We start from the raw sequence: 13,675 nt of genomic DNA on the forward strand, positions 1-13,675 counted from the left end.
ATGAGCTTTAAAAATATGTGAATTTAAATTTTACGAACAGCAACTCAACCATCATGTGCATCTTGGGAGAATTATATGCAAGATAATTTAACAGTTTATGATTTGTGTGTCATTGGTGGTGGGATTAATGGTGTTGGTATTGCAAATGATGCGGCAGGGCGTGGCTTATCAGTTTTTTTATGTGAAAAAGATGATTTAGCAGGTCATACCTCTTCAGCGAGTAGTAAGCTTATTCATGGTGGTTTGCGTTATCTTGAATATAAAGAGTTTCGGTTGGTGCGTGAAGCATTGGCAGAGCGTGAGATTTTGTTGGTTAAAGCACCTCATATTATCAGTCCAATGCGATTTATCATGCCGCATCAACCTCATTTACGTCCTGCATGGTTGATTCGAACAGGTTTATTTTTTTATGATCATTTAGGGAAAAGAGAAAAGCTAGAAGGTTCTCAGGTCGTGCAATTTAAGCCTGAAAATAGCCCACTAAAAAATGAAATAACACGTGGTTTTGAGTATTCAGACTGTGCTGTAGATGACTCACGGCTTGTGGTTTTAAATGCCATTCAAGCACGAGAACAGGGAGCAAAAATTGTTACACAAACACGTTGTAGATCAGCACAGCGTAAAGATGGTTTTTGGATTGTTGAGCTGGAAAATATACAGGGTATTTACCAAATACAAGCTAAAGTATTGGTCAATGCAACAGGACCTTGGGTAGCCAAGTTTATTCAACAGGATTTAAATTTAAAATCACAATATGGTATTCGCTTGATTCAAGGCAGTCATATTATCGTGCCTAAAATTTATCAGGGTGATAAAGCATTTATTATGCAAAATGATGATCAACGTATTGTATTTGCGATTCCTTATTTAGGGAAATATACCTTGCTGGGTACAACAGATCGTGAATACACGGGTGATCCAAATCAGGTGGAAATTACTCAACAAGAAATTGACTATTTATTAGATGTTTCTAATGATCATTTTAAAATGCAGTTAACGCAAAGTGATATTATTCAAACATTTTCAGGTGTACGCCCATTATGTGATGATGAGTCGGATAATCCTACTGCAATTACACGTGACTATACTTTGTCATTATCACAAGAGTGTGAAAATGAAGCCCCATTACTATCGGTCTTTGGTGGTAAATTAACGACGTACCGTAAGTTGGCTGAATCTGCGATGGAGCATTTAAAAAAGTTTTTTCCAGAATTGGGGAAATCATGGACAGAAAAAGCATTATTATCGGGTGCTGAAAATTTAATCTCAATTGATGTATTGAGTGCTGAGATTGAAAATAAAATTATCGGTATTGATGCTGAAACAACAAGTCGATGGGCGCATGCTTATGGCACACGAGTTTGGAGGTTTTTGAATCATGTGACTTCAGTTCATGAACTAGGACAAGACTTTGGGCATGGCTTGTATGCGCAAGAAGTTGACTATTTGGTTGAATATGAATGGGCGGTCACAAGTGAAGATATTTTAAAACGTAGAACAAAGCTGTATTTGCAATTTGGTGACAGTGAGATGCAAGCTTTGGATGAATATTTACTTGACTTGCATGAAAGAAGATTGCAAAAAGATGTCGCATAATATGAAAAGGTCAGTAATTTGCTGACCTCTTTTTTAAATAAATGAGAATGAATTAAGTCCAATCAAAGGTAAATAAAACCCGTTTGGTTTCAGGTTGATAGAACATTAAAATCCAATCTGCACCGTGCGAGCAATAGTCCCAACCTGCAACACCTGCGATAAAATAATAGCGTTGACCTTGCTGATCATATAGATGTATTTCTTGTTCATCTGTATCTTCATTGATACATTTTAAGTCAAAGTGTTGATCAATTGGACTACACCAATTTCCATAATCGACCTCACCACCAAGCTGGTCTAAAAGTGTTGTTGTTGAAGTGCTATTATATTGAATTGATGAGGATGTAATAATTTTCCCTGTTTCTTTAAAGCGTGCTTTAAGCTCTAAATAGTCTTGATGCATTTCTTGGCTATGTTGTTTTAACTCTTCATCACAATCAGGATTTTCAAGTTGGAAATAGTTGGGATTGCCAAGCCATTCATACTGATTTTCATCATTTAATTGTAAAATAAACCAATTTTCATTGGCAAATTCATCTGCAAATTCAATTGTTTCACTACCTATATAGCATTCATAAGGTTCTATTGGATTCACTAGATGAATTTTTCCTTGCCATTTTGGGTTGACCACAGATAAATCAATTGAAATCAGAGGAAGTAAGTGCTTGGCTAAAAATGCACTTTTCGGTGCAAAAACAGCTTCATTGTCTGGTAATAACGTTAAATAGGGTTGTATTGTAGTAATTTCTTCTAACATTGTAATGATGGATGTTGTTGATGTAGGGGCTTTTATACGGAAAAATGAGGCATTTCTCCATCATAATTATGTAAGTAAATAGAGAATTTTTAGTAAAAAAAAGGTCACCGAAGTGACCTTTTTTATTGCTTTATATTAAGCAGATTTCTTAACCGCTTCTAAAAGTTCGTCTTGACGAGTTTTAAGCGCTTTTGGTAAACGTTCACCAAGTTTGTTGAACAATTCAGTATGGCTTTCAAGTTCTTTGATCCACTGATCTTTGTCTTGTGAAGTTACAAGATCAAATTGTTCTTTAGTGAAGTCAGAACCAGTCCAGTTCAATTGTTCAAATGTTGGAACGCGACCAATTGGAGTATCTACAGCCGTTGCACGACCTTCACAACGGTCAATGATCCACTCAAGAACACGCATGTTTTGACCAAAACCAGGCCATACAAAGTTACCTTCAGCATCACGACGGAACCAGTTTACATTGTAGATACCTGGAAGTTTGTTGCCAGCAGCTTCAGCTTTAGCAGCAACTTGTTCACCAAGCTCTAACCAATGAGAGAAATAGTCAGCCATGTTGTAGCCAGCAAATGGAAGCATCGCAAATGGATCACGACGCACAATACCTTGTTGACCAACAGCAGCAGCAGTTGTTTCAGAACCCATCGTTGCAGCTTTATAAACGCCATCAACCCAGTCAAAAGCTTCTGAGATTAAAGGCACAGTGTCGGCACGGCGACCACCGAAGATGAACGCAGAAATAGGTACGCCTGCTGGATTTTCCCAGTCAGCATCAATAGAAGGACATTGACCTGCTGAAACTGTGAAACGCGCATTCGGATGAGCCGCTTTTTCTTCACCAGTATGTGGTTGACCTTTCCAGTTAGTAAGGTTAGCAGGTGCTTCTTTAGAAAGACCTTCCCACCATACTTCACCGTTGTCATTTACAGCAACGTTGGTATAGATCACATCTTTATGAAGTGTTGCCATACAGTTCGGGTTAGTTTTGGTATTTGTACCAGGCGCTACACCGAAGAAACCAGCTTCAGGGTTGATTGCATATAAGCGACCGTCTTCACCTGGTTTGATCCAAGCAATATCATCACCTACAGTTTCAATTTTCCAACCTTCATAGCCTGCTGGTGGAATCAACATTGCAAAGTTGGTTTTACCACAAGCAGAAGGGAATGCAGCTGCGATGTAATGTTTTTCACCTTGAGGGTTTGTAACACCCAAGATTAACATGTGTTCAGCTAACCAACCTTGTTGACGACCCATAGATGATGCAATACGTAACGCTAAGCATTTTTTACCTAGCAATGCGTTACCGCCGTAACCTGAACCGAAAGACCAGATTTCACGAGTTTCTGGATAATGCACGATATATTTTTCTGGGTTGCAAGGCCAAGCAACATCTTTTTGACCTTCAGCAAGTGGCGCACCAACCGTATGTACGCAAGGGATATATTCGCCATCTGTACCAAGTACATCGTAAACAGCTTTGCCCATACGAGCCATTTTACGCATACTTACTGCTACATAAGGAGAGTCAGTTAATTCAATACCGATATGCGCAATATGAGAGCCTAAAGGACCCATAGAGAAAGGAACAACGTACATAGTACGACCTTCCATTGCGCCATCAAACAAACCGTTAAGACGAACACGCATTTCTGCAGGAGCTTCCCAGTTGTTAGTCGCACCAGCATCTTCTTGTTTTTCAGAGCAGATGTATGTACGACCTTCAACACGCGCTACGTCGGACGGATCAGAATTCGCTAAATAAGAACCAGGATGTTTTTCTTGGTTCAAAGCTTGCATAGTGCCGTTAGCGATCATCAAGTCGATATAACGTTGATTCTCTTCTTCGCTTCCGTCACACCATTCAATTTTTGCAGGTTTAGTTAATTTAGCAATTTCTTCAACCCATGCGATGAGCTTGGGATGACGAACGAATTCTGGTGCGTTCACTTGGGTCATGGTGAGGCCTATCTTAAATGTGTACAATTTTGTGTACAAAAAACAATCTAAATGGACGGATATTCCATCTAGATTTAAGTATGAAAAAAAGTGGCTGTATTAAAGCATATATTCATGAAAAAAATAAGACTAAAGGCGTAAAAGATACTTTATTTGTTGTGTCTTGTAAGTTGTTGATAAATAAGCTATATAAGTCCTAAGTATGGGTAATCTAAACACATTTTTTAAAATTATGTATATTATTTTTATTTTAAATAGTAATAATTAACAAATGTTTATGAATTTTATTTAACTTTCAATTGTTATTGATTAAATGAATGATCATAATTTGAATTTTACATAAAGCTGCTTTTAATTGTTTATAAAATCAGCGAAATTAGAATAAATACTTCAAAATAATCAAACTTATGTCAACTGAACTTAAACCACTTTCCATGATTTATAACGAAAAATCTGGGTTTCATGCCAATAAAAAAGAAGATATTTATGAACAAATGATGACAATTTGGACATCACATGGCTTTGAAATCCAAGTTTTTGATATTTCATCTGAGCCAAACATTCAAAGTTTAATGAAAAAAGTCTTTCAGCGTCATCAGCAATATATGCATCAAGGTGTAATTGTTGCAGCAGGAGGAGATGGCACATTAAATGCCGTTGCTTCACAAATGTTGCACCAAACTATTCCGATGGGAATTTTACCCATGGGAACATTCAACTATGTGGCAAGAGTTTTAAACATTCCACTTGATTTACTTGAAGCTGCAACGGTCGTTGTCACAGGTGAACCACGAGCATCGCATGTGGCGTGTATTAATGATCAAATTTATTTAAATAATGCAAGCTTAGGACTGTATCCCTTATTCATTAAAAAACGTGAAGAATACAATCGTCGTTTTGGGCGCTTTCCTTTAAATGCGTATACTTCAGGTTTGGATGTTTTAATTCGAGATCGTAAAGAGTTAAAACTAGAAATAGAGGTGGATGGGCAAAAATATCCAGTGAAAACACCTTTAATTTTCTTTGGAAATAATCAGTTGCAGCTTAAAGAGTTGAATTTAAAAATCTCAAAATGTGCAGCAGTTGGAGAAATCGCAGGTGTTGTTCTTGCTAAGGGCGATAAGGTCACTTTATTTAAAACTTTATTGCAAACCATACGAGGTAAATTAGAACAAGCAGCTGATGTGTATAGTTTTGGTGCGCAAAGGGTCATTGTTTATTCAAAAAAGCCTAAACTGACTGTTGCTGTAGATGGTGAGATTGTGAGTATGTCAACTCCGTTAAAATTACATGTTGAAAAAAATGCATTAAATATTATGGTGCCTCATGTTATTGCATCTGTCTGATTTACATTTTGGCACTGAGCGGCAGGAATGTATTCAAGCAATTCAAACTTTTTGCCAAGAGCAACGACCTGAGGTTGTGGTGGTGAGTGGGGATTTAACCCAACGTGCTAAGTTTAAAGAATTTTTAGCTTGTCGCCAGTTTTTAGATGGTTTAAAAATTCCATATTTCGTTGTACCTGGTAATCATGATATTCCACTTTATCAACTGTGGAATCGGGTCTTTAGCCCATTTGGTTTATATCAATTATTTTTTGGTAGCCTAGAAAATACTTTAGTAACTGAACATTTTTATTTGATAGGCATGAATAGTATTCGCCGTCGTTATCATACCCGTGGGCATATTTCACTTGAACAAATTCAACATGTGGATGAAATCTTACAAAAAGCACCACAGAACAAATTAAAAATTATTGTTAGTCACCAACCCTTTTATACTTCAAATGAAAATCATCATTTAAAAGATTGTCCAAGCTTAGGAAAGTTTGCCATTAAGGAATGGGGACAACATCAACTCTATGCTTTATTACATGGGCATTTACATTTAGTTGCAGTCTACGATCTTAATCGAGAGTTTGAACTAGATTTGCAACAACCTGTTTATGAAGTACATGCAGGAACAGCGATTTCAAAGCGATTGCATAAAAATATGCCGAATAGTTTTAATGTGATTCATTGTGATGGCTCATTTGAACATTATTTTTTTGATGAAATGAGTCAGGTATTTGTGCCCAAAAAATAATTGTTTATGCTTGATGAATGATAAAAATGCATGTGCTTGCCTAAAAATAATACAAAATTTGAAATTTTTTTTAGCTTTCCCCTTGAAGCAATTATTTCCATCCCCACAAAAGTGTCATATCAAAAATTTGTCGATGACCTAGGAATAAGAAGTCATCTTCACCTCGTAATCAATGACATTATTTAATGTCTATGGAGTTAGAAATGAGCAAGATTCGTCCTTTACATGAAAACGTAGTCATTCGCCGTGTAGAAAAGGAAACTAAAACTGCGGGTGGTTTAATCTTGAGTACTTCAGCTGCTGAACAACCAGCTCAAGGTGAAATCATTGCTGTAGGTAACGGCAAAATTACTGACAATGGTGTACGTGCTTTGGATGTAAAAGTAGGCGATAACGTATTGTTTGGTGCATATGCTGGTACTAAAGTGAAAGTAGATGGCGAAGAACTTCTAGTCATGAAAGAGTCAGATATTTTAGCGGTACTTGAAGGCTAATTTACGCAGTTTATTGTGGCTTTTTTAAACAAATCAAATTGTTAAAAATTTAAAAATATTTGGAGTTTAGCATGTCAGCTAAAGATGTAAAATTTGGTGATTCAGCGCGTTCAAAAATGATTGCGGGTGTAAATACACTTGCAGATGCAGTAAAAGTAACTTTAGGTCCTAAAGGTCGTAACGTTGTAATTGACCGTTCTTTCGGTGCGCCGCACATCACTAAAGATGGTGTAACAGTTGCCAAAGAAATCACTTTAAAAGACAAGTTCGAAAACATGGGTGCTCAATTGGTTCGTGAAGTTTCTTCAAAAACCAATGACATCGCGGGTGACGGTACAACGACAGCGACTGTACTTGCGCAAGCAATCTTAAACGAAGGGATCAAATCTGTAACTGCAGGTATGAACCCAATGGATTTAAAACGCGGGATCGATCTTGCTGTTAAAGCATTGGTTGCTGAGATCAAAGCAACTGCTAAACCTGCGTCAGATACCAAAGCGATTGAACAAGTGGGTTCAATTTCTGCAAACTCTGATGAAACTGTAGGTAAACTCATTGCTCAGGCAATGGAACGCGTTGGTAAAGAAGGCGTAATTACCGTTGAAGAAGGTTCAGGCTTCGAAGATGCGCTTGACGTTGTAGAAGGTATGCAGTTTGACCGTGGTTATATCAGCCCGTACTTTGCCAACAAACAAGATACTTTGACTGCTGAACTTGAAAATCCGTTCATTCTGCTTGTTGATAAAAAAGTAAGCAATATCCGTGAATTGATTACAGTTTTAGAAGCTGTTGCAAAAACAGGTAAACCGCTTTTAATCATCGCTGAAGATGTTGAAGGCGAAGCGTTGGCAACACTTGTTGTGAACAACATGCGCGGTATTATCAAAGTATGTGCAGTTAAAGCGCCTGGTTTTGGTGATCGTCGTAAAGCTATGCTTCAAGACATCGCGATTTTGACTGGTGCGACTGTGATTTCTGAAGAAGTGGGCATGACTTTAGAGCAAGCTTCTCTTCAAGATTTAGGTACAGCACACAAAATCACAGTTTCTAAAGAAAACACTGTAATTGTTGATGGTGCAGGTGATGCTGCTCAAATTGCAGAGCGTGTAACTCAAATCCGTGCGCAAATCGAAGAATCAACTTCAGAATACGACAAAGAAAAACTTCAAGAACGTGTTGCTAAATTGGCAGGCGGTGTTGCAGTGATCAAAATCGGTGCTGCAACTGAAGTTGAAATGAAAGAGAAGAAAGACCGTGTTGACGATGCGCTTCATGCAACGCGTGCTGCGGTTGAAGAAGGTGTGGTTGCGGGTGGTGGTGTTGCGCTTGTACGTGCAGCAAAAGCACTTGATGGCGTAACTGGTGCAAACGATGATCAAAATGTAGGTGTAAATATTTTACGTCGTGCGATTGAAGCGCCACTTCGTCAAATCGTTGCAAACGCAGGTGATGAGCCTTCAGTTGTGATCAATGCAGTGAAAAATGGTGAAGGTAACTTTGGTTATAACGCTGCAACTTCAGAGTATGGCGATATGCTTGAAATGGGTATTCTTGACCCAGCCAAAGTAACACGTTCTGCACTTGAACATGCTGCATCTGTTGCTGGTTTGATGTTGACTACAGAAGCAATGATCACTGACATTCCAGAAGATAAACCAGCTATGCCTGATATGGGTGGCATGGGTGGTATGGGCGGCATGATGTAATTCATCAGCGCAATCATTGATTAAAAAATCCCTGCTTTTAGCGGGGATTTTTTATGCATACTTAAAAGGTATTGTTTAATAAAAAAGCTTGAAGTAAATCAAAATTTGATTTAATTTGTAGAGGAAATTTTAAGAATTTTTTAATTTAATAATAAAAAAGAGAGGTGCCACTTGAACTCACTTAAAGATAATGATCAATTAACCACAATTCATAAAGATGAATTAAAACATTTATATGCAATGATTGTTGAGAACTTAAATAAAATTAAGAAATTGGAGTCAGAAAATATGTACTTAAAGTTACAGCTAGGGGAATCAAAAATAGAAAGTCTTACAGTAAACTATCAATTAAGTCCATAATGAGCTGCTGTTGTTTTGGAGCAAGTCGCTGAAATTTAGCATCAATAGATGAAAGGTACATGTGTTGGCTACCTGAAAATTCAGAAGATTGCTGTCCAAATCTTAGCCACTCACTACTCACCTGTAACCATACTGCTAAAATTTGTAGTTTTTCTTGGCTAGGGATAGCATTTCCATTTAACCAATTATGTGCTGTTTGTGTACTAATCGGTGAACCTGAATAACGTAGGTTAAATTCTCTACATAAGAAAGTGGGACCACAAGAATAATTAAGGTTCTCTAGACTTGATTTTAGTCGTTCACTAAATGCTTTTTTTTCATTAATTTTATCCATAATCAAGTGAAAAATCCTTTAAAAATATACGTTAGGAGATATTTGGTGAAATAAAAACTTTTTTAATTATAAGAACATAAGATTAAAAAACCAAGATTTATATACAAAAAGATAAAAAACTATTTAAAAATATTAACTTATTGTTAATTAGATATTTAACTTATAAAGATATAAGAAAATAAAAACCACGTATCAAGTAATATTTAAATATTCCATCAAGTTTTGATTGATAAAAATATAAAGCAATATTAGAATCCTCCATGGGAAACAAAAAATGTCTAACTTCTACAATAAATACTTATTAGAAGTTATATGTGCTTGAACAACGTTGATATAAAAGTATTCAGCAGGATTTATATATGAAATTAGTAATGAAAAAAACTTCACTTGCACTTGCAATTGCAACTTTATCTAGCGCAACAATCGCTGCCGATTATAGCTATCGTCCAGCAACGGATACAAAACTAGGGGCATATGATCAAACAAGTGGTACTGTAGATACCAAAGGCAATCCACTAACAACTGAAATAGCGAATAGTGATAAAATTGAATCTGCTACTGCAAAAGTGGCTGGTAAAAAAGTTGAAGATAATGGTGTTAATTATCAACAATATGCTTATACAGAAACACGTAAAGGTGAAGTAGCGACATCAAGTACGACAACCAATGACAAAGTTACTGATGCAAATACTCAACTCAGCCGTTCAGAAGTGATTTCACAAAATACTCAACAAAGTGGTTTAGTAACTCGTACTGCAAATACACGTGTGCAGCTAAATGATAAAGGTGCAGAGGTTAAAGATTCTGAACAACGTACAAAAGATAGTTCTTTTGAGTTCAGTGCTGATGACTTAGCTAAAGTAAATAATGCAATCAAACAAAGTTATTATAATAAAACTGTAAATACAGCTTATACATCAGCTGATGCACGTGCAACGTCTCGTGAATCACAAACTAAAGTTACAGATTTAAAATCTGAAGCAAAACGTGATGCGAATGGTAAAGAAATCGCGGGACAGTTTATTAGTACTGGTACTGTGGCGGAAGAAACAAATACTAGTGATGTTAACTTTAAGTCAAAAGTTAACACAGCTGGAAAAAATGTAAGCCAAGATACAGCTGGTCGTCTTTCAGTTTCTGAAAACAGTGTAACTTCTGAAACAGTAAATACTGATTATGCTCATAATGAGAAAGGTGAAGTTGCAGGTTATAGCTTAAGTGCTGACAAGAAGTCTTTAGATGAGTCTAAAGTTGTTAATACTAAAACAGCGTTTACAGACAAAAGTACAAGCTATGATGATGTTGCTGCATTAAAAGTAGATGAAAGTTCAACATCTAAAACAGAACAAACGTCAACTTCATTACTTGATAACTTTAATTATGTAAATAATTCGACTTCTTCAGACTCGAATAAAGAATATAAAGATGGTTTAAGTAATTTAGCTTTTGAACGTTCTTCAAGTTCTACGACAAAATTAACAAATCGTGAATTTGTTAAAAATGCTAAAGGTGAGTATGTTTTAACCAATGGTAAACCAACTGTAGCATTTACAACTGCAACTGAAACATCAAATGAAAGTTTTGATTCAGAATATCAACCAACACAATATACGGCTGGTAAAAACCAAGGTAAAGATTATGAAATCTTTAATAATGGTGGCTCTACACGTTATACAGATTCAGCAGTACAAAAATCTGTTGATAAATCATCATCTAGCGAAACTAAAACTTATGCTGATGGTTTCGTAGCACATACTAAAACGACTTCAAATGATTCTGCTGACTATAAACGTAGCCAACAAGAAAATATTGAAGTTAATCGTGTGTTAGTTGATCAAGCAACGTTTGATAGCAAGCAGTTAGGAACTAAAAATGTTGGTTCAATTGTAACTAAGCCAGGCAGTGAGTCGACATTTAAAGCGGGTACTGTTGCTCTAACTATTGAAGATTCAATTAATGACCAAATTGGTTCAACTAATGATATCCAAATTAATGAAATAAATGGACACATCGTACTGAATCAAGGTAAAGAGATTACAGAAGACCAAATTCAATCTTGGAAAGATGAAAATGGTAAGCAACGTTATTATGTTGTACTTGGTAAAGATCTAGATGGTAATGATATTCGTAGTGAAGTTACATTTACGAATGGTAAAGGTGATGAAACACAAGATATCAAAGTAGCTACAGTTGTTACTAGCAAATCATCTCATGACTATAAAGAAAATGTAGATCATAGTAATGCTACTGTTTATGATTTAAATGCAAAAGAATCAAGCGAAAATGCAACGACATCAAAAGATGGCAAAATCGTTTATGATTCAAATAAGGACTCAAAAGAAGAAACTGTTAAGTTATATGCGACTGGTAAAAATGCTTTAGATCGTGAAACAACACAAGCATATAATAAAGAAAGCACGCATACAAACTATGAGCTAGATTCAAAAGGTAATGTAGTTGTATTAGGTACAGATACTGAGTCAAGTTCAGGTAAGGCATCTTTACAGCAATATCAAGCTGGTCAAGAAAAAGTGTGGAGTTCTACTTCTACAGCAGCAAAAAACAATCAGTCTACAGATGCGAAGGGTAATGTTACTGCGTATGACAAATCTGATAGTTCGCTTGCAGCAACACAATATGCTGAAGGTAAGAATACTCTTGATCGTACAATTGCAACGAATGAAACTGCATCTAAAAAAGAATCAGGTCTTATTGATCTTGTAAATACACCATATTATGGCGTAGACGAAGATGGTAAAGCGTTATCAGCAACGAATGGTATTCTTGCTAAAGACGAATTAGGTCGAGATGTGGTTTCACGTCAAGAACCTAAAACTGCATCAATTGAAGCTGTTCGTGAAACAACTGGTGCTAAAAAGGTAGATGAAAATGTTTACCAAACAGGTGCTGTAGCTTATAAAAAATCTGAACAAGCTTCTTCTAGCTTAAAAGATACTTATAAAGATGGTACTGTTGTTACTCAAACGAATAAGTCTACAGATGATGTAACACTTTATAATCATGGTCAAAGTGATAAATATCGTGATTCTGTAAAAACAAATTCACAAGAAGGTAGTGGAAAAACTTATGAGCTAAATGCGAAAGGTGAAGCTGTTGTTGCAGAGACGTATGAATATACTGACAATGCAAAAACAACTGCTGTAAATTACCAAGAAGGTAAAAATGCATTAACTAGTTCAACAATTACAGAGTCTAATGGAACTGAAAAAGTTGTAACAGATGCTAGAACAACAGCATCTAAAGGTTCTGCTAAGGCTGAAGATCTTGTATATCAAGCAGATCAAAAAATTGAAACAGAGAAAAAAGCTGAGTCTAATTTTGAAACTGTAGTAAGTAACAAAGATAAGTCTGGTTATACATACACGCAAGCAACGAAAGCACATAATGTTGTAAATAACACAGATATGGGCTTGTTGGCATCACAAGATGTGAAACAAACAAATACTTCTGAGCGTACAGAAGCATTAAAACAAACTGGTACTGACGGTAAAACGACAGATATTAGTATTACACGTGGTAGCGATGTAACCCAACGTACAGATGAAAGTGCTACTGCAAAAGTTTATGGCTCTGAAACGATTACGGCAGCAGATGGTGGAAAAACTGTAGTTGCTAAAACACAAACTTCAGTAGCAGATAAGTTCAATACTTTTGAGTCAGATACTATTAATCGTACTGAAACTAAAGTTGCAGCGGACAAAACTTCTACAGCAAAATCTGAAACTCGTGTAGATAATGTTCAAGGTATTACATTAACTGAAGAAAAAATTACAACAGATGCTGCTGGTAAAGCAACAACTACAGTTGTAGGTTCTACTTCAATTAAAGCTGGTGAAATCAAAGTTGGTGATGTTACGATCAATGCTGATAAAGGCTTAAATGCTGGTAATAAAGTAATTGGTAATGTTGCAAATGGTGTTGTTGACTCTGATGCTGCAAATATGGGGCAAGTTCGTTCATTTGCATCTGATTTGAATCGTCGTGTAGATGATGTTGAATCAACTGCTTATCGTGGTATCGCAATTGCATTAGCTGCTCAACAACCAGTTCCTAATATCCAACCAGGTCAGTTTGCTGTGTTTGGTGGTGTAGGTCACTATGAAGGTGAATCAGCAGGTGCTTTAGGTGTAACTACAGTATTTGGTGATGGTCGTACATCTCTAAGTGGTGCAATCGGTGTTGCTGGTGGTAGCGAAGTTGGCGGTCGAATTGGTGTATCTTACGTATTTGGTGGCAAATAATTAAGTTTTTCATCTAAAATAAAAAAATCCTCGCTTCATGCGGGGATTTTTTATGGATAAAAATAATTCATTGATTTTTTTTTAAATATATTTTTGTTGGCAAATAAATTGGG

At 36.3% G+C, this 13,675-nt stretch carries 9 protein-coding genes; 6 read left to right on the plus strand and 3 right to left on the minus strand.

What is annotated here, in order from left to right; all coding sequences use genetic code 11:
* Nucleotides 1-75 precede the first annotated feature (75 nt).
* Nucleotides 76-1,596 carry a glycerol-3-phosphate dehydrogenase gene (glpD, locus tag HX124_RS04250; RefSeq protein WP_286382048.1) on the plus strand — a complete coding sequence of 507 codons (1,521 nt, stop codon included), beginning with the start codon at nt 76-78 and terminating at the stop codon, nt 1,594-1,596.
* 52 nt (nt 1,597-1,648) lie between these two features.
* Here the strand turns inward: glpD and HX124_RS04255 are convergent, their stop codons facing one another.
* A complete protein-coding gene (locus tag HX124_RS04255) occupies nt 1,649-2,353 on the minus strand; it encodes a hypothetical protein (protein ID WP_286382049.1) in 705 nt (234 codons plus the stop codon).
* A 135-nt stretch (nt 2,354-2,488) separates the two neighbouring features.
* Complete coding sequence (locus tag HX124_RS04260) at nt 2,489-4,321, minus strand: phosphoenolpyruvate carboxykinase (GTP) (protein WP_286376705.1); 1,833 nt, start codon at nt 4,319-4,321, stop codon at nt 2,489-2,491.
* Between the two features lie 407 nt (nt 4,322-4,728).
* Between HX124_RS04260 and HX124_RS04265 the strand changes: the two genes are divergently transcribed.
* The 4 genes from HX124_RS04265 (at nt 4,729) to groL (ending at nt 8,606) form a co-directional block, all read left to right on the plus strand.
* Nucleotides 4,729-5,667 carry a diacylglycerol/lipid kinase family protein gene (locus HX124_RS04265; RefSeq protein WP_286376706.1) on the plus strand — a complete coding sequence of 313 codons (939 nt, stop codon included), beginning with the start codon at nt 4,729-4,731 and terminating at the stop codon, nt 5,665-5,667.
* Complete coding sequence (locus HX124_RS04270; RefSeq protein WP_286382050.1) at nt 5,648-6,406, plus strand: metallophosphoesterase family protein; 759 nt, start codon at nt 5,648-5,650, stop codon at nt 6,404-6,406. The genes HX124_RS04265 and HX124_RS04270 overlap by 20 nt, the downstream gene beginning before the upstream one ends.
* A 203-nt stretch (nt 6,407-6,609) precedes the next feature.
* Nucleotides 6,610-6,900, plus strand: a complete 291-nt coding sequence (locus HX124_RS04275) for a co-chaperone GroES (RefSeq protein WP_107007039.1) — start codon at nt 6,610-6,612, stop codon at nt 6,898-6,900.
* Nucleotides 6,901-6,971: 71 nt separating this feature from the next.
* On the plus strand, nt 6,972-8,606 hold the full coding sequence (gene groL, locus HX124_RS04280) for a chaperonin GroEL (RefSeq protein WP_286382051.1): 1,635 nt from the start codon (nt 6,972-6,974) through the stop codon (nt 8,604-8,606).
* A 331-nt stretch (nt 8,607-8,937) separates the two neighbouring features.
* On the opposite strand, the gene HX124_RS04285 is transcribed toward groL, so the two are convergent.
* Nucleotides 8,938-9,300 (minus strand): hypothetical protein, encoded by a 363-nt coding sequence (locus HX124_RS04285; RefSeq protein WP_286376709.1) that lies wholly within the window; start codon nt 9,298-9,300, stop codon nt 8,938-8,940.
* 359 nt (nt 9,301-9,659) lie between these two features.
* On the opposite strand from HX124_RS04285, the gene HX124_RS04290 reads away from it, so the two are divergent.
* Nucleotides 9,660-13,562, plus strand: coding sequence for a YadA-like family protein (locus tag HX124_RS04290; RefSeq protein ID WP_286382052.1), 3,903 nt, complete (start codon nt 9,660-9,662; stop codon nt 13,560-13,562).
* Nucleotides 13,563-13,675 lie beyond the last annotated feature (113 nt).

Source organism: Acinetobacter sp. 226-1 (assembly GCF_030329325.1).
Lineage (GTDB): Bacteria > Pseudomonadota > Gammaproteobacteria > Pseudomonadales > Moraxellaceae > Acinetobacter > Acinetobacter sichuanensis.

Excerpts from the sequence above, each read along its gene's own strand:
- groL (WP_286382051.1), top strand. The coding sequence starts at position 6,972 with ATGTCAGCTAAAGATGTAAAATTTGGTGATTCAGCGCGTTCAAAAATG.
- HX124_RS04265 (WP_286376706.1), top strand. The coding sequence starts at position 4,729 with ATGTCAACTGAACTTAAACCACTTTCCATGATTTATAACGAAAAATCT.
- HX124_RS04290 (WP_286382052.1), top strand. The coding sequence starts at position 9,660 with ATGAAATTAGTAATGAAAAAAACTTCACTTGCACTTGCAATTGCAACT.
- HX124_RS04285 (WP_286376709.1), bottom strand. The coding sequence starts at position 9,300 with ATGGATAAAATTAATGAAAAAAAAGCATTTAGTGAACGACTAAAATCA.
- HX124_RS04270 (WP_286382050.1), top strand. The coding sequence starts at position 5,648 with ATGTTATTGCATCTGTCTGATTTACATTTTGGCACTGAGCGGCAGGAA.
- HX124_RS04255 (WP_286382049.1), bottom strand. The coding sequence starts at position 2,353 with ATGTTAGAAGAAATTACTACAATACAACCCTATTTAACGTTATTACCA.
- glpD (WP_286382048.1), top strand. The coding sequence starts at position 76 with ATGCAAGATAATTTAACAGTTTATGATTTGTGTGTCATTGGTGGTGGG.
- HX124_RS04260 (WP_286376705.1), bottom strand. The coding sequence starts at position 4,321 with ATGACCCAAGTGAACGCACCAGAATTCGTTCGTCATCCCAAGCTCATC.
- HX124_RS04275 (WP_107007039.1), top strand. The coding sequence starts at position 6,610 with ATGAGCAAGATTCGTCCTTTACATGAAAACGTAGTCATTCGCCGTGTA.